At 45.3% G+C, this 17,775-nt stretch carries 11 protein-coding genes; 4 read left to right on the top strand and 7 right to left on the bottom strand.

The genetic code is table 11. The features are described 5' to 3' along the window. The first annotated feature begins 111 nt into the window (after positions 1-111). Positions 112-519: an ATP synthase F1 subunit epsilon gene (gene atpC / locus ACBR23_RS26470; RefSeq protein WP_371116486.1), complete on the top strand. Its 408-nt coding sequence runs from the start codon at positions 112-114 to the stop codon at positions 517-519. A 388-nt stretch (positions 520-907) separates the two neighbouring features. Here the strand turns inward: atpC and ACBR23_RS26465 are convergent, their stop codons facing one another. Then, positions 908-1,207 (bottom strand): hypothetical protein, encoded by a 300-nt coding sequence (locus ACBR23_RS26465; protein ID WP_341739665.1) that lies wholly within the window; start codon positions 1,205-1,207, stop codon positions 908-910. Between the two features lie 500 nt (positions 1,208-1,707). Between ACBR23_RS26465 and ACBR23_RS26460 the strand changes: the two genes are divergently transcribed. Further along, on the top strand, positions 1,708-5,109 hold the full coding sequence (locus ACBR23_RS26460) for an ATP-binding protein (RefSeq protein WP_371120216.1): 3,402 nt from the start codon (positions 1,708-1,710) through the stop codon (positions 5,107-5,109). 103 nt (positions 5,110-5,212) lie between these two features. Here the strand turns inward: ACBR23_RS26460 and ACBR23_RS26455 are convergent, their stop codons facing one another. Next, positions 5,213-5,833, bottom strand: a complete 621-nt coding sequence (locus tag ACBR23_RS26455) for a DUF3177 family protein (RefSeq protein ID WP_341740227.1) — start codon at positions 5,831-5,833, stop codon at positions 5,213-5,215. Positions 5,834-6,069: 236 nt separating this feature from the next. After that, entirely contained in the window at positions 6,070-6,306 is a 237-nt protein-coding gene (locus tag ACBR23_RS26450) for a Calvin cycle protein CP12 (RefSeq protein WP_340523515.1), read from the bottom strand. Positions 6,307-6,696: 390 nt separating this feature from the next. Here ACBR23_RS26450 and ACBR23_RS26445 point away from each other — a divergent pair, with 390 nt between their 5' ends. Further along, positions 6,697-7,947: an FIST N-terminal domain-containing protein gene (locus ACBR23_RS26445; RefSeq protein WP_371116490.1), complete on the top strand. Its 1,251-nt coding sequence runs from the start codon at positions 6,697-6,699 to the stop codon at positions 7,945-7,947. Positions 7,948-8,306: 359 nt separating this feature from the next. On the opposite strand, the gene ACBR23_RS26440 is transcribed toward ACBR23_RS26445, so the two are convergent. After that, positions 8,307-10,358, bottom strand: coding sequence for an iron uptake porin (locus ACBR23_RS26440; RefSeq protein ID WP_371120225.1), 2,052 nt, complete (start codon positions 10,356-10,358; stop codon positions 8,307-8,309). A 659-nt stretch (positions 10,359-11,017) separates the two neighbouring features. Here ACBR23_RS26440 and ACBR23_RS26435 point away from each other — a divergent pair. Further along, positions 11,018-11,962 (top strand): hypothetical protein, encoded by a 945-nt coding sequence (locus ACBR23_RS26435; RefSeq protein WP_371116491.1) that lies wholly within the window; start codon positions 11,018-11,020, stop codon positions 11,960-11,962. Positions 11,963-11,964: 2 nt separating this feature from the next. On the opposite strand, the gene ACBR23_RS26430 is transcribed toward ACBR23_RS26435, so the two are convergent. The 3 genes from ACBR23_RS26430 to ACBR23_RS26420 all read right to left on the bottom strand — a co-directional run bounded on the left by ACBR23_RS26430 (position 11,965) and on the right by ACBR23_RS26420 (position 17,556). After that, on the bottom strand, positions 11,965-14,058 hold the full coding sequence (locus tag ACBR23_RS26430; RefSeq protein WP_371116492.1) for a hypothetical protein: 2,094 nt from the start codon (positions 14,056-14,058) through the stop codon (positions 11,965-11,967). Between the two features lie 173 nt (positions 14,059-14,231). After that, positions 14,232-15,653 carry a CHAT domain-containing protein gene (locus ACBR23_RS26425; RefSeq protein WP_371120215.1) on the bottom strand — a complete coding sequence of 474 codons (1,422 nt, stop codon included), beginning with the start codon at positions 15,651-15,653 and terminating at the stop codon, positions 14,232-14,234. A gap of 208 nt (positions 15,654-15,861) precedes the next feature. After that, positions 15,862-17,556, bottom strand: a complete 1,695-nt coding sequence (locus ACBR23_RS26420; protein WP_371120214.1) for a N,N-dimethylformamidase beta subunit family domain-containing protein — start codon at positions 17,554-17,556, stop codon at positions 15,862-15,864. Positions 17,557-17,775: the final 219 nt, after the last annotated feature.

The following is a 17,775-nucleotide window of genomic DNA, read 5'->3' as shown; positions in this document are numbered from 1 at the left end:
CAACTGACAACTGCCAACTGACAACTGACAACTGACAACTGCCAACTGACAACTGCCAACTGACAACTGCCAACTGACAACTGCCAACTGACAACTGACAACTGACAATTTATGACATTAACTGTGCGCGTAGTTGCCCCAGACAAAACTGTTTGGGATTCCAATGCTGAAGAAGTAATTCTGCCGAGCACTACAGGCCAATTGGGTATTTTAAGCGGTCACGCTCCGATGTTGACTGCTTTGGATACCGGTGTGATGCGCGTCCGTCCTGGTAAGGAGTGGGTGTCTATTGCTCTGATGGGTGGCTTTGCAGAAATCCAAGAAAATCGAGTGACGGTTCTGGTCAATGGCGCCGAAAAAGGTGACAAAATTGATAAAGAAACTGCTCGTACTGCCTACACTCAAGCAGAAGCTCGTTTGGAAAAGTCCGCTAATGGCACTCTCCAAGAGCAAATTCAAGCTAAGCAAGCAATTAAACGTGCGCGAGCTCGTTTTCAGGCTGCTGGTGGCACGCTCTAGGACTAAGAATGATATGGAGGACACGGCAGTGCCGTTTCCTTACGCCAGATTAATTGTAGAGGACACGGCAGTGCCCATTGGTGTCAACTTAAGGTAGAACCAATAGTCCGGCAGGGGTTTAAACCCCTGCCTCAAAGCGCAAGTCCTCTCAAAGAGGACTGAAGAACTCTTTAGTCCTCTTTGAGAGGACTTTAGCTATTAGACAGGGGTTTAAACCCCTGTCGGACTCGCGGGATGACCAATGAACTTGGCGGGCTGACAGCTTAAGTTGACACCTATGGGCAGTGCCGTTTCCCTACGCCAGATTAATTGTAAGGACACAACATTGTTGTGTCCCTACGCCAGATTAATTGTAAGGAGACAACATTGTTGTGTCCTGAATATTTTGTTAAATCCCAACTTCCGACAATAGAGATTGCATTGTTTCCCAAGATAGCCCTTGCTGAAGATAGCGGGGGTTATTGGGATTGTAGGGTCCTGCAAGGCGATCGACACTGATAATTTTGGCTCCCTCCGGTAACACTGGTATATCTGGATCGAAGGCAGTCGATCGCACTAGGGAACTAGAAAAACCTTTAAAAATAGAAATTTCATCTAACTCGCCCTCACTTTCAACCTTCACGATTAAAACTTCTTGAGGGCGTTTTACTGTGTATTGTTCCAGGCGGCGAGCGATCGAATCAGTCATCCTAAATATCACTTTATTAACAATAATAATCTAGCATGATTTAGCCGTTGATTGCCCAAGGGTTGTGGGGAATTTATTAAGAAAATTAGACATTTTTTCATAATTTAATCAGAGCCAGTAGCATGAAATGGTCATCCGAAATATTTAACGTTTTATCCGGTTTTACCTAGATTGTCTCAGTCATAATACATTCAGGGTTAATAATTGGGACTCCCAATTTTATCAAGGGGCTCAAGACTTGTCATCCCATCCCTGATTTTGACCCCAAACGTGAATAGACTGTGGAGGGTTATTAGACTTCGAGGTGAAACCGAGACAATCTACCTACTTTGGGACGCTTTCCAGGTAGGTGCGAGGACTGTCCAGTTTGCCAAGGGTACTCAACTCAGGACTTCGATCGCCCAAAATTCAACTTATAATTACTTTAAAAACAAAACACTTAACAGGGGTGTAGATTCCAGCCGATCGCCCAACTAACTATTCTAAGATAAGTGATTGCTATGTCAACTTTTTTTCTAAAAAATTTAGCTGCTCAACTTTCAGGAAAAGTTAATTTACGAACAGTGGTCATAGTACCCTTTGTGTTGCAAGTATTTGCAGCCGTGGGACTGGTGGGATATTTATCATTTAAAAACGGCCAAAGGTCAGTAAATGACCTGGCTGGTCAATTGATGAGCGAAGTCAGCAATCGCATTGAACAAAATTTAAAAACCTATCTAGAAACTCCTCACCAGATTAATCAAAGCAAACAAGATGCTGTGACATTGGGTTTTGTGAACATGAAAGACTTGTCAGCTTGGGAGAAATATCTGTGGAGACAAGTGCAACTATACCCTTACATTAATTTTACGTCGCTGGGCAATAAAAATGGAGAGTATCGCACGGGAGAAAAGATGTCCGATGGCACATTATTGATTAACGCATCAGGCCCCTCCACAGGTTTTGACTTTCATTCCTACCATACCAACGATAAAGGCGATCGGACCACAGTAGCAGCCGTTGTCAAAAATTTTGATATCCGACAACACCCTTCTTATACCTTAGCCGCCTTAGAAGGTAAAGCCACTTGGAGTTCTGTCTACGTATCCTTCCTGGAACCAACATTAATCCTCAGTGCCCTCAAACCAGTCTACAACAGCCAAAAACAGCTAGAAGGGGTCTTAGTTACAGCCTTGCGTCTCGATGCCATAGGTCAATTTTTAAATGGCCTCAAAATAGGCAAATCAGGTCAGACATTTATTGTGGACAAAAACGGTATACTCCTTGCAACTTCGACCTCCGAAAAACCTTTTCGGACTAAAAATAATCAAAAAGAACTGTTTAAAGTTAACGAAAGTAGCGATGCTGTAACTCAAGCAACAGCTAAATATTTAGCAACTAAATTTGAAGACTTGCACCAAATTGAAAATTCCCAGCAAATCAATTTTGCAATCAACGGGAAACAGCAATTTTTAAAAGTTCTGCCATTTAAAGACGGCAAAGGTTTAGATTGGTTAATTGTGGTCGTTGTTCCCGAAGCCGACTTTATGGCACAGATTGATGCCAACACCCGCACTACAGTGCTGCTATGTCTAGCTGCTTTGGCGATGGCAACAGTGGTGGGAATTTGGACATCCCGCTGGATTGTCAAACCTATTCTCGAACTGAAAGACGCAGCCACAGCTTTATCTGAAGGACAATTTGACAGGACTGTAAAACTCGATAGAAGCGACGAATTAGGCATACTTGCCACAGCTTTTAATAGTATGGCTGCACAACTGCAAGCATCTTTTACCGCTTTAGAAACTAAAAATAGCGAATTGCAGCGACTGGACAAACTCAAAGACGAATTCTTAGCCAATACTTCCCACGAACTCCGCACTCCCCTCAACGGGATTATTGGTATTGCAGAATCTTTAATAGACGGGGCTACCGGAACGCTGCCAGAAAAAACTAATATGAACTTAGCTTTGATTTCATCGTCTGGCAAAAGACTGTCATCTTTAATTAACGATATTCTTGACTTTTCTCAACTCAAACACAAAACTCTCGACCTGCAAATTAAACCAGTCGGCATCAGGGAAATTGTATACATAATTCTGACTTTATCTAAGCCCTCGGTAGGCAACAAAAATTTACTGTTAATCAATTCCATCAGTCCAGAATTGCCACCAGTGGCCGCCGATGAAAATCGTTTAGAACAAATACTTTACAATTTAATTGGTAATGCGATTAAATTTACCGAAAGTGGGAATGTAGAAATTTCGGCAGAATTGTTAAGGAACAATGAAAAATCCTCAATACCTAGTTCCCAAGTAGCGATTACTGTATCCGACACGGGGATTGGCATCGCCGAGGAAAAATTAGAGCGAATTTTTGAATCCTTTGAACAAGCTGACGGTTCCACTGCTAGAGAATTTGGTGGCACGGGTTTAGGTTTGGCTGTGGTGAAGCAATTAGTTGAATTGCACGGAGGTCAAATTCGGGTATCTTCAACTGTAGGAGTTGGTTCTCAATTTACCTTTACTTTGCCAGTCTCTGAAAGTCAACCAGAAGCTAGCAGCAGGTATCCCCTTCTGGCTCAGGAGGGCGATCGCAATTTAATCAATCATCAGGTTACAGCCGAATTACCGATGATACATTCTCAGTCAGTAGCCAATCAAGAACAGCTCCAAACTGATAAAATTAAAATCTTGATTGTCGATGATGAGCCGATTAATATCCAGGTGTTAATCAACAGTCTTTCTATCGAAAATTATGCGATTACTCAAGCTAGCAATGGGCTGGAAGCCTTAAGTTTGATCGAAAATGGATTTAAGCCTGACTTAATGTTACTTGATGTCATGATGCCCCGGATGACTGGTTATGAAGTGTGTCGAGAAGTTCGTAAAATATACTCGCCTTTGGAATTACCGATTTTGATGTTGACTGCAAAAAATCAAACCTCAGATTTGGTAGAAGCTTTCAACTTAGAAGCTAATGATTATGTAACTAAACCTTTTATCAAAAAGGAATTGTTGGCAAGAATTAATACTCAAATTCGTTTGGCAAAATTGAATGCAGCCTACGGCAGATTTGTGCCTCACGATTTTTTGAATTTGCTTGAAAAGCCTAGTATTATTGAAGTTAGATTAGGGGAAAATAAAGAAAGAAAGATGACTGTTTTGTTTGCTGATATTCGCTCATTTACGGTGCTGTCAGAACAAATGACACCTACAGAAAATTTTGCTTTTATTAATAACTATCTAGGCAGAGTTAGCCCAGCAATTAGAAAAAATAATGGGTTTATTGACAAATATATTGGGGATGCAGTTATGGCACTGTTTCCTACTTTTCCTGATGATGGGGTTCGAGCAGCCATTGAGATGCAGAAAGAAGTAAATATTTATAACCAACAGCGACAAGAAAGTGGCTTGGCTCCTATTTCCATCGGTATTGGTTTACACGTCGGTAATTTAATGTTGGGCACAATTGGTGAGCGAGAACGGATGGAAAGTACAGTGATTGCTGATGCGGTGAATCTGGCTTCTCGTTTGGAAGGGTTGACTAAGGTTTATGGTGCTGGAATTTTAGTTAGCGATGCTGTTATCAATGGTTTGAGCGATCGCGAACAATATAAGTACCGATTTGTCGATCGAGTCACCGTGAAAGGGAAAACAACTGCTGTGTCGGTGTTTGAGATTTACGATACAGAAACAGAACAGACTATTGCACTCAAACAGCAAACTGCGGAGGTTTTTCAACAAGGTTTAGATTTGTACTATCAACAAAAATTTGTTTCTGCACAAAAGACTTTTCAGAATATTTTACAAATTAATCCTGAAGATAAGGTAGCAATGCTCTATTTCAAACGAGCTCGTAAGTATCGAATGTACGGAGCACCGGATGGCTGGGTAGGGGTGGAAGCTTTGACTGAAAAATAGGGAATAGGGATTGAGGATTGGGGATTTGGAATCAACAGTTAACAGTCAACTGTCAACTGTCAAAAATTTGGTGTCACCCAAATCGATATCGGTCCTAATTAATTTACTGACCCGTAGCCGATCGCCCTTGTTTGCCCAGTCTGATTAACACAAAATAGGATAAGTAAACTACATAAATTGCTAAACCTATCATCGCTAAAAACCCCAAAAATTGAGGGTTAGTGTGAGGGTGAAACATCTGTTTGTACAGCCAAGGTGGGTCAAGCCAAATGCGGCAAAATGGTTCCTCAATGATTTGACTTTGAGATTGGAAGGCGCAAGTTAAGAAGGGAATTTGAGCGATCGCACCCAATCCGCTGTAAACAGTAATCGCCCATCGCCAAGCAGTAAAAGCCAGTTTCAGAGGCGACTGGGGTCGATCGGCAATTTCTTCGTTCAAATCCGCCCAAAACCACAAACTAGCAGGAATCAAAGCCCTGGCGATCGCCGACGACACAAAGCCCACAGGCAGGGCTGCGATCATTAGGTAAAGTGTAATTGCTAGCAAACTCGCCACTCGCCAATAGATAATCGACAAACGGACGATCGCCTCAGATGAAGCAAAAACAGCCCAAATCAGCACTACCAGCGGGATCGAAACCGTTAATAACACAGACAACCGATAATCCATCCAGACTAGCGGTTGAAACCAAGGTCCGGTCGCTGCCAATAAAAGACTTAACATCTTTGGGAAAATATACTCACTTATTTGTGGAAAATCTTACTACAAAAAAGCCAAAAAATCAGCAACTGGGACATCTTGTCATGTTCCTGTTGCTGCTTCACTTTTGGCAGATCTAGGCTGCGTAGTGCGAACTACCAGACGCATTGTGACTACCTGTGTTTTTGCGATCGAGCTAAAGAAAAGGATAGAGGGCAAATTTCGCCCTCACCTTTTGCTTCAATCTCTAAATTGCAGGTTTATTCCTCGTAGATGCGGCACTCAGCAGCGTCAGGATTGTTGTCGCAATATTGTTCAAAGGAATTCTTAGGTTTAACTTGCTTTTGGTGAGAGGCTTCTGCTTGAAGTTCTTCAACTGCGTCCCAGGCGGCCGCACACTCGCCAGACGTGCTGCCACTTACGTCGCAGACTGCACGAGCGTTTACGAGTTCTTCTTCAATTTTTTCTTGGATGTTGCCCGCGGGTGTTGTTGTCATATTCACCTATATCATCAATAGAGGAAAGGTTTTTGTTGCTCTATAGAACCTATCGATAACTGTCTGTGTTACAGTTGAGGGTCTACTTATTGCCGGTACCCAGAGGGAACATTCCTTCTAAGACCCAAGCGTTACTTCAGGTCGAGCTTACCTGACTTTTGATCAAAACATTACATGGAATTGTCGTGTCAAACTGTATAGAGCTTGATCTTTTAAGATTTGGGCGATCGCACAGTGGACAGCCAACTGATTTATCCCATGCCAATGTTAAGTTATCTTAACACAAGCATGGCTTTGTGGACAAAATCGATCGCGCAGCAGCAGAGTCCTGGGGAAGCGGATGCAGGTTAACCTAATCTAAAAGATAGTTTTATACAGAAGTTGTGCCAGATGTACACCCAAAACGAAATGCAGTGGGTCAGCGCTTTATCCACCCGTCCCTCTTTAGAATCTGCCCTCAAAGAAGTTATAGAACAAGCCGATCGACTCTTAGAAGGCCCAGCAGATTTGGGGCTGATCTTTATCTCCTCTGCCTTTGCCAGCGAATATTCTCGGTTGATGCCTTTACTCCAAGAATTACTGCCGATTCCTGCTGTAATTGGCTGTGGTGGGGGAGGGGTAATTGGCACTGGTCTAGACGGTTTTACGGAAGAAATAGAGGGTTCTCCAGCAGTGAGTTTGAGTCTGGCACGCTTGCCAGGAGTGAAAGTTAGAACTTTTCACGTCGCAGCCGAACAAATGCCGGACTTAGATAGTCCTCCCCATACTTGGGTGGATCTGTTGGGTGTGCCGGCCCAGGAGGAACCGCAGTTTATCATCTTAGGCGATCCGTTTTCGTCAAAAATTAACGATTTGCTGCAAGGGCTAGATTATGCCTATCCGGGCGCGCCGAAGGTAGGGGGACTGGCTGGTGGGGACGGTACTAGGGGTGTGGCGCTGTTCTGCAACTATCGGCTTTACCGAGAAGGGACGGTTGGGGTGGCTTTGAGTGGGAATATAGTTTTGGAAACGATCGTGGCTCAAGGCTGTAGGCCGATCGGGCGTCCCTATCGGGTGACGGAAGGGGAACGCAATATTTTACTCAAACTGGAAGAACAAACCAACGATACAGGCTTCGGGGGGACGGAGCGATCGCCCTTAGAAGCTTTGCGAGAGTTGGTGCAAACTTTGAGTGAGGAAGACAGAGAGTTAGCTCAACACTCGCTGTTTGTGGGGGTAGTCAGCGATGAATTCAAGCTGGTACTAGAGCCTGGAGATTTTTTAATCCGAAATTTGTTGGGAGTAGACCCCAAAGTGGGAGCTATTGCGATCGGCGATCGAGTCCGTCTCGGACAGCGCATCCAATTTCACCTGCGGGATGCCCGCACCTCCGCAGAAGACCTAGAAATGCTGCTCGATCGGTATCAGCGATCGGCCGAGTACAACGGTACATCCAGTGCAGGCGCTTTGATGTTCTCTTGCCTAGGGCGCGGTGAAGGGCTGTATGGCGAACCCAACTTTGACTCGCGACTATTCGGCCGATACCTCAACCACATTCCCCTGAGTGGCTTTTTCTGCAACGGTGAAATTGGCCCCGTCGGCGGGAGCACTTTTCTGCACGGCTACACTTCCGTATTTGGGATTTGCCGTCAAAATTGGTAATTTGTTGACGGTTGACTGTTGTCAGTTGACTGTTGTCAGTTGACTGTTGTCAGTTGACTGTTGTCAGTTGACTACGCTCTGGGGGCGCTAACCCTTACCCTGAGCGTAGTCGAAGAGCAGAGCGCCGATAACAAATAACCAATAACTAAGTAGAAGGAAGAAGGAAGAAGTCACCCCCCCCTGCCCCCCCCAAGGGGGGAAATTCAGGAAGAAGGAAGAAGACTTATGCAGTTAGCTTTTCGGTCATCCGTATTTTACGTTTAATTAAGTGGATTTACTTAATAACGAATTCCCCATTCCCAAAAAGAAAAAGCAGCAGTCATCTGCCGCTTTTTCTTTTAACTAGATCTCTGGAAACCTTAGAAGCTAAAGGTTGTCCGCAGGACTCCTACCCAGATATTGTCATTTTTGTTGTTGTGTTCGGGATTCAGAATCACGTAAACACCAGGTGTGACTGAAATAAAGTCATTGACTTGGAAGCGATAGAAACCCTCTAGGTGATAAGAGGTGTCTTTATCTTCTTGTCGGCGGCGATTTGTGCCTAGGAAAGTGCTGTCCGTAACTTTCGGTGGCATACCAAACACGAAACCTAGGAGATTGCCCTTCTTACCAAAATCAGGGAAAGACAAGTTCACAGCATAGTTGAGCAGGGTAGCTTCTCGGTTTCTGTTAAGAACATTGACAGCCTTGTGGTCATTTTCTTGTTCAGCCTTGGTGTAACCAATCCAGCCACCAAGCTGGAAGCGGCTGCTTGGTTTGATGTTAGCTTGCAAACCAAAGTTATTGGATACAGTGGCTGATTGACCGAAGGGGCGGTTCGCCAAGGAACTGCCGGTGCTACTGGTGACACCGACATTACCAGAGCGATCGTATTTGCGGTTGTAACTCAGACCCAAGTCTACAACTTTGCCCAAAGAAAAGTTTAGCTGAGCCACAGCGCTGAAAGAACCGTCAAAAACGCCCCTGCCGTTTGCGGGGTTTGGTGCGTCGCCGTCGGAAGCAAGATAACCTACTGTGGCTTTGGCAGCGCCGAAAGTGTAATTTACAGCAGCACCAGCTCCTTCGGGGCCACGGAAGATTGCTGGGTTGTAACGTCCAAACCTGGAAATAGAACCGTTACCACCATCTCCAAAGGGAGTAGTTATAGGAAGAACGTCATCCAGATTCAATCCTTTTGGTCCCAACCAGACTGTCGCATTACCTACTGGGAAGCGATAGAAGACCTTATCCAGGTTGAATGCGTTGGCACTGTCACCGTCAACGCCGAGGCGAGCCATGTTGGTGCCAGTGGCAGTGGCAGCACCGTAGTTGGGGATGTTGACAGCTTGCAAGCGAGTTCTGAGCAAGTCCTTGCCGGTGAAGCTGGTGTCGAAGTTCAAGCGCACTCGGTAGCCGAAGGTGGTAGAGGTTTTGTCGTCCTTAAGGGCGACACCATCTCCGAAGGTGTCGCTAGCGGTAAAGATGACTTCTCCTCTCAACTTGGTGGTTGTGGAGAACTGGTTAGCTTCCAGTTCGGCAGTGCGGGCTTCTAGAGCGTCTACTCTGCCGCGGAGGGTAGCCAGTTCGGCTGCAAATTCTTCTTGCAGGCGTTGCAGAACTCCTAAGTCATCTTTGGTGACGAAGGTAGATGTTGAGGAGGTAATTAGCTTAGTTACTTGGTCTAAGCAGGCGTTGAGTCCGGCTGCAAATTCGTAGCGTGTCAGGGCGCGGTTGCCGCGGTAGGTACCATCGGGATAACCTGCGATACAACCGTAGCGTTCGACTAGGGATTGCAGGGCTTGGAATGCCCAGTCCGTCGGCCGCACGTCGGAGAGTTGGGATACCGATGTCACTTGGGACATGGCTCCTGACTGTTCTGTGGGTTGGGCCTGGGGAGCAACTGGGACGATCGGGTTGCTCAGTTGTGCCGGGGCATTCTGAGCAACTTCTACCTTAGCTGCTGGGACGGAGGTTGGCAGTTTAGCGTTTTCGATCGCTGGATTCAGACTGGTTGGCACTGCCAAGTCTGATGCTTGGGGCAATGCTGCTGTTGCTGTTGCTGTTACTGGTTGCAGTTTGGCAGCACTGGTATCTGGTTCGATTTTTGCCAGTTTTTCTGCTTCTGTGGAGTTAGCGCCGATCGCTGGTGCGATCGCCGGTTCGGAAGTTGTCGCTGCTGAATTTTGCTCTGTAACTGCTGAGCTGCTATTGATTGCCACAGTCTCGGAGGCAGCAGGGGCTGCTGCAACTGGTTCTGCAACTGGTTCTGTTACTAATGCTGCAATTTGTGACTCAGATGGCTGAGCTGTTGCTAGCTGGTCGGCGACCGCAGTTGTGGTCGATTCTACAGCGAGGGCTGAGCCACAAGCCACTGTGGATAATCCCAGAATGGCCGGGGATACTAGCAGTAAATTCCAAAAAGTTCTATTCATCATTCCTCACACCATCACACTCTATTTAACTTTAGCAGCAAGTCCCAACTGCTTGTTTTTGCGGTTTCTGCCTGTTCACAATATATCTTTTACTGCTTGCGAGCCTATCTGTCAAGGTTTTTAACCTGAATTTAAAGCTAGCTCCCTTGGGGACTGTTTTCTCGAATAATTCGAGAACCCAGGGATTGAGGCACATAGATCCGCAAATGTTTTGTTACATTTCACACTTGACAACTTATGAATTTTGTGATGTCTGTGTGAAATTTAGTATAATCTGCTCTATCGCAATATTTTAACACAATTTTTTCTCAGATTTGCCAAAGGTATCTGCGGCAGTGTCTCCCAGCTAAAATTTTTATTTTTGTGGGGGTCGAATCTCCCGCACCTCTGGGGGCTTTGGATTGAGTTCTACGATCGATTCTGTTGGGGAATTATCAACAGATTATTTTTACTTCCCCCACTGTATAAGCAATCTTAATAATTCCCATCGCCCGATCGCCCTTTTTGTGGATTTTTCCTGGGCTACTGAACCCTTGTATCCTGTGCTACCTGCCTGATATGTATAGCCAGAGGTTGCAGTATGATTGACCAACATATGTTTGCACAGGAAAAACCACCTATATTGTGGCCAAACCTCGTAAGTACAAGAGTGAGGATTTATGGAAGATTTCGGCATTATTATTGCCTGCTGCGACCAAGATTATCTGTTTGCTAAAGGTTGCTGTGCTAGTATCAGATATTTCCTAGGAGATGTGCCGATTTGTCTGTTGATTGACGGCACATTTTCTGTCAGTGCCTTAGAAAAGTCCTATGGAGTGAGAGTTATCGATCGCACCAAGGTGACGGAGGACGTGCTAAGGAACAGAAGTTTTGGCTGGGGCAAAACTAAGATGATTGCTTTCTGGGAAAGTCCTTGGTCAAATTTTCTGGTGTTAGATGCAGATACAATCGTTTGGGGCGATGTCCTCAAATTTGCTAACTTTCAGGAATTTGATTTTATTATAGACCAACCTTGTCAGGAAAATTCCGATGCCGATGTGGCGAAATTTTTCTTTGATATTGGCGGTGTCGAGAAGTATTTCCCCAATTTTCACTGGCAACAATATCGAGGCAATTATTTCTGCACAGGTACTTTCTTTGCTAAACGGAATGTTTTTAGCTTAGAGGAATACGTGGAAATTTTAGATTTTACCCAGGCACATCCGGGGATATTTAAGTACGGAGAAATGGGTTTTTTGAATTTTATGATTTTCCGGGCGGCCCAGGAAAAGAGGCTGCGGGTGCAGAATGTCGATATGCAGTTGTTGATGCCGGATTTTGACCAAGATTTGCTCAAAAAGCAATTTCCGATCGCAGAAAACGGGCCTGGGGGCGATCGCACCGCAGCAACGGTGATTCACTGGTGCGGGCCAAAACCAAGTTTATCTACATCTAAAATTTACTCGGAACCGATGAATTTTTGTCGCCGCAAATGCCAGGAAGATGTCTGGAATCGCACTGGTTTGTCCGCAGAAATGTTTCTGCAATTTGAGGATTGGCAGCGATCGATCTATGTGTATAAGAATAAGTTTAAGAAGAAGTTTCGCGAATTGACAGCGAAGTAACTTTAACCATCCAGGGGTAAAGTTGGGCCTGATGGTGGTAAAACTTGGCGGTGAACCGTGATTTTGTCGCTTTCCCGCTGAGTTTGCATTTCTACGGCGATCGCCTCAAATTCGATTTCCAGACAGCCGTAGGGAATTTCTAACTCTGCCGTTGCTTGGAGTTTCCCCAAACCGTTAGGTGTAAATTCGGTAATCCAGCGGGGCCCGTCTAGAATTACATAGGTTTGTCGATCGTACACCCAAATTTTGACAAAAATTCGTGGCATTAATTCCGGTAGTTGCACTCGCACTGCGACTAGCTTCCCTGGGATGATCTCTCTAGGAGGTTCGATGACCGGCATTGGTACTAACTCGTCTGGGGACAAAACGTAGGGAGTTAGGGGATTTACTTCTGGTTCAACAACTTTTGTAGCTTTTGTTGTCACCTGTTTCTGGGCCTGGGGTGCTGGTTCATCAAAGATCACAAATTCTCTAGCTTCCCAGGTTGTAGGTGGGGGTGGGGAAATTGTAGATTCGCTGGTTGCTGGTGGCGGTTGTGTGGGAGTTTTGTTTTCCACAATGGCTATTTCTTCCCTGCTATTTTCTGCGGAGGCTGCTGCGGGAGTAGGGCGCTGGGATGTTGCTTTCAGCCATTCCGGGGATTCACCGCTGGTGACGAAAGAACTCAGTCGCGACCAAAATCGATTTTCGACCTTTAAGGTTTGAAATGCTTCTTTTGTGGGTGCTACTTCAGGTTCTGATGTTGTGGTTTCTGGTTCAGGACTGTTTTCAACTTTTTGGTCGATGGCTGGAATTTCGGCTTTTTCCAGTTCCTGTTTGATTTGTGAAGGTTGGGTTTGTGAGTCTAATTTCGGTTCTGGTGGTTGAGTTGCTGTTTGGGTGTGCGGGGTTTGGTCGGTTTGAGCATCCTTGGCAATTTCTGATAGCAGTCTTTCTCGGTTGCTGTCGGGAATTTTTCGACCAAATCCTGGTAATTCTAATTTTTTGCTAGCACTTTTCTCCTGACGGTTGTTGAGTTTTGGGGGTAAATTTTCATTGGTTTCGTCGGCTGCTGCCTGTGAAGTATCCGCTGTTTTTTCGACTAGCTTCAGGAGAGATAGATTGGGTGCTATCGAAGTAGGTTTTGAGCTGATGAGGGAGGGTTCTGGTTTCTGTGTTTGTGCGCCGAAATCGTCTTTGATGACATCGAGAAGCTGTTCTAAACGGGCTGTAATTGTGAAAAATTGGGTAGCTAGGGATACATTGTCAATGCTCAGAATTGCTTCTCCTAAAATTAGTCGGCTTTTGCAATCGGCTGGAATATAGGTGACGCAGCCAAAGATACAAGGGGGCTCTTGTTCTGGCATCGGCTGTTGGATTTCTGCTAGAACTTGTGAGGTTTGGGGATCGCGTAGGTAGATTTGTAGTTGCGCTGAACCGATGAGTTTTTTGATTTCAGCGGTTTGGGATTCGGGGATTGGTGTGGCGGTTTTGTTGGGGCTTTTGGGGGGTTGGGGAAGGTCGATTTTGCCGGAAATGATTAAGGGGCGACCTAGTTGGGTGACGAAGGTTTCTCGATCGAGGATGATTTGCAGGTTGTAGGGAGATTTGGGCCCAGATGCTTGGGGAATCGGGAATTGGTGGATTTTAGCGGGTTCGGGTTCTGGGGTTGGTGTGGCGACATCGGCTGCTGCTGCAAGTTCTGAGTCTGTTGGGGAACTGCTGGCTTCTGTGGGGTCGATCGGTTCTAGTGGTTCGGAGGTTTCCGATTCTGCGTGCAATACTTCTAACTGAACGCCGTATTGCCAAGGTTTCGCTGGTTTTGATTCTGGATCTGCTAAGCAGGAAAGTTCCCACTTGCCTGGTTTTAGCCTGGTGTAAGGAATGATGACTACTAATCCTTCTGAATTGGTGCGAGTCGATCGACTTTGGACTTGTCGCTGTGGTGGTACTTGATCTAGTGATGTGTAGCTAACGCGAATTTCGATGTCGGTGTTGGGGTGTGGCACCCGCGCCACGACGCGATACCTACCTTCTAGAATTTCCACGTCGGCGGTTTCTAGGGGTAACCAGGCGCGATCGCCTTCTTTCTGTAGCAAAAACTCTAATTTTTTCATAATTTTTTTTCCCTTGGAGATCTCCGCTTTCTTCCTTCAAGGTTCGCGGTGGGTTATTTCAGGACAGCTACAGGCATTGATTTAATCTATGTTTTACACTTTAATGCAAAATCGGTACGGCTGGTTATTCTTTCCATCCCAAATCCCAAATCCACAATCCCAAATCGGCCCAGTCACCAAGGACTGCCGATGATGCTGAAAGCTGCCCAATAGTATGGATGGGATAAATTTTTGCTATCGATTTGCCCAATAGACAAGGGCAAAAATGTTTCCCCTCTGGAACTTCGCAGTTGACCGTTTTCGATGGTGACTTTACCTTCGATCGCAGCTATTTGTGCTTGTCGCATCGCTTCGGCTTTAATGATGGGAGGATCTTTTGGTTTGCTGACTTTTAATTGCTGGTAAAACTCGGTCATTAGCGCTAGGGTGCCGGCATCACTGACGTACCATAAGCTAGCCAGGGCTGATTTTGCTCCTGATTGCAGCGCTAACCCAGCAAATCCTAGTTCTGCTTCTTTGTCTCCTATGGCTGTTCTACAGGCACTTAATACCAATAGTTCTAGGGGCGGATTATTCCATTTTAAATCTCTCATTTGATCCAGTCCCAGTTGAGTATCCCAAAATTGAATATAGGAGTTTTTGGGAGATCCAGACCGGAATTCGGCATGGGTGGCGAGATGGATAATGCCGTATCTTTTTTGCAGTCGCTGAGATTGCAAATTAACTATGGTGAAGTCTTCGTTGAGAAATGATTGACCAGGCCACTGTTGGGCGATCGCCCTTAATTCAAAAGGGACTGCTGGTAGCGGTTCTTTGTTGGATGTTTCCGAAAAAATTGCTGCCCCCATTGCTAGGACTTGGGTGTTTCTGAGGTCGGCGTAATTAATGTCTGTGAATTTGAAGGCTGGAATCCTGGCGATGCTATATTTTTGGATCAAAAATTGCTGTCCGTCGTGCATTGCTGCTAACGGTAAAGTCCGCAAACCTTGGCCCACACAGAATAGTAGGGTTTCAATTTTTGCTGTTTGTAACTCTGTTTCTAAAGGGGCTACGATCCATTTATATAGTTTTTGTGCTGGTTCTAAATAGCTGGTAGTGTTGATTTTTCTGGGGTTGGTAATTTCGCTGCTGAATTCTTGGGCTACTTGCCTTAAGTTTTTGAGTTGTGCTTCGGGTACGCTGCGGAGGATGGGCGGGCGATCGGGCAAGATTAATATTAGTTCTAGTTGGTCAGTGCGCGGTATCGCATAAATTAAAGCTGGTTTTTTCTGGGTTTTAACTGCGAGGCGAGATAGAGTGTTTGCTATTTGTTGGGCTGTTTTCGATCTCGCCCCAAAGTTTTCTGTCAAGTATTTTTGATAGTCTTCTTCCCAGTCTTCTTCGATTCTGGTAACAGCTTCGCCGAGGTTGCCTTCGTCGAGGAGTTTTCTCATTTCTTGCCCATTCAGTCCCCCTGTGACTTGGGGCTGGGCAACGGTGCCAATATTAGCTGTACTCCACCAGAAAAATAGGAATATTAAACAGTAAAAAAATGCTGTCTTGATTCTTTGCTTAATTTTATTTTTATAGCGGGTATGCTGGGATTGGTAGTCCATTTTTTTAGACCGATTATTGACATTTTTAACCCTTGAGAAAAGCACAGGTTTTAATAGGAACCAGAACCGTGACTATGTTTGCCTGATTATAGCATTCAGCTTCCTAGATACAATGGCTATTGTTCCTTATTCTCTTTGCCTTGGGCCTTTGAGGGAGTTGGGGTTGGGCATTTGTTCTGCCTTTCCCCCAAGGGGGGATTCTGCTTGCTTATTTTTTCGATAAAAGCTTTGCCAAAACATTCCGCGTTATCTGTTGAGCTCCGCTATTCAAAACAGGCGATCGCAACTGTGGCGCATTATAATCATCCAATCCCCAGATCCACTGCATCGAACCAGTAGCAAATACTTTCGCCCCAGAATCTGCCCTATAAACAGTCATGTCAGCATAGCGAGTCCCCCCACCGTAAGGATAGGGAGAATGGGCGACACGAACTATATTTTTCGGGGCATTGCCAAACATTCGATCGACTTCATAACCCAAAAGTCCTGGCAACTTGTCACCCTGTTTTAAATCAGTTTTTTCGAGTAGCCAATCGGGGGCGCTTTCAGCAATCACAATGTCGGAATTAACCTGAAATGTTTCGTACATCACACCAATTAAAGAATCTTCCGGGCGCCCGATAGCACGATCGCGCCAGCGAGTTGTCACCAAAGAATCAAGTACAGGCAATTTATTGTAAGTAGCGGTTTCACCTAGTTCGGCTTTGCCAATCCCGTAATTTAACTCCCCGGCAGCCGCTATTTTTACAGGTACATTAACTCCACCAACTTCCTGACTCAATCCCCCCATCGGGTCTAAATCAGCCATTTCTTTATAAGCAACTACTGTTCGATTCACTTCCCCAGTAATTCTGCTGGGTTCTAAGCGAATTTGCCAATAGCAAATATTCGAGCCAAAAAAGCCGATACTAACGCCTTTATCTCTAGCTTTTTCTATATTTTCTCGCATATCCCTCGACCAATATTCATCATGACCTACGGACAAAAATGCTTGGTGAGATAATAGCAGGCGCGAGTTAAAATGGGTATCAATATTAGTTGCATAAGTGACATCATACCCTTCTTTTTCTAGCCACCTCAACATATTGTATTCCCAGCCAGCAGTCGCAGTTCTCCTTTTTGGCTGAAAATTGGTTAAAAATTCCCCGGCCCCGATACCATAAGCTGCCTTGCGATTGGGACTCATACCGTAGGGTCGGTTAAATGAAACTTTGTAGGCTTGTTTGCCGCGACTGTTCCAGCGGTAAAGGGATTTGTAGCCCCAATTGTTGTAAGCTTGAAAAGTAGTAACGCTGGATTGAAACAACAGAGCGGATTTGCGCTCGTCATCCCGGACGACAAAAATAATATAACTTTGTTTTCCCGTTTTGCTGCCAGTCAATTTTGCCAAATAAATCCCGCTTGTCCATTCATCTGTGCGATCGGGAATTTGCAAAATATACGGGTCTTGCCAATGGCACTCAATGAGTCCCGATGCTTCGTCTTCCTGTGGCGGATTTTGTCTGATTCCCTTGCGAATAATTGGGTCATTCATCCGCCTTCCGCCCAGCCCATTATACCATCCCATCCGAAATATGTCTATGGTATAATTAGGATCGTTGGTATTAACAAATAATTTAATTGCTTCACCCCGATTAACGCTGGTGAGAGAGGCATAACCTTCGATTTCTCGTTTGATGGCAGGATTTGTCAATTCCCAATCGGTTGTGCCTGGTTTTTGGTTTTCTAGGATAGTGGAATTAGTGGCGATCCTCTTCGAGGGCTTCGCTAACGCACTTTTTTCCCGACTAGAATAGTTTTGAGAACTGGCTGCTTTGTTAGCCAAAAAAGGAAGGGCTAAGCCAGTTAAGAAAGCTTTGATCAACTCTCGACGATGCAATTTGCCAAATAGGCTGACAGTCATTGGATTTTAGATGGGAGACAGGGAGAGGTGATGTAGGCTACACATAACTTTACATCAGCCTCAGAAGACATCATACCTGGTGTAGATTATTTGCTGACGGTGTTACGCTGTACAACCCTGGACAAACAGGGCATACGTGATAGCAATACTCTCACTATTGATAGAGAGAGCAAAGGAGCCGTCCCTCAAAGCTCGAATCATAATGTTTCGAGCGCCGCC

It is taken from the genome of Microcoleus sp. (assembly GCF_041354475.1).
Lineage (GTDB): Bacteria > Cyanobacteriota > Cyanobacteriia > Cyanobacteriales > Microcoleaceae > Microcoleus.
This window is presented reverse-complemented; position numbering and strand designations above follow the sequence as displayed.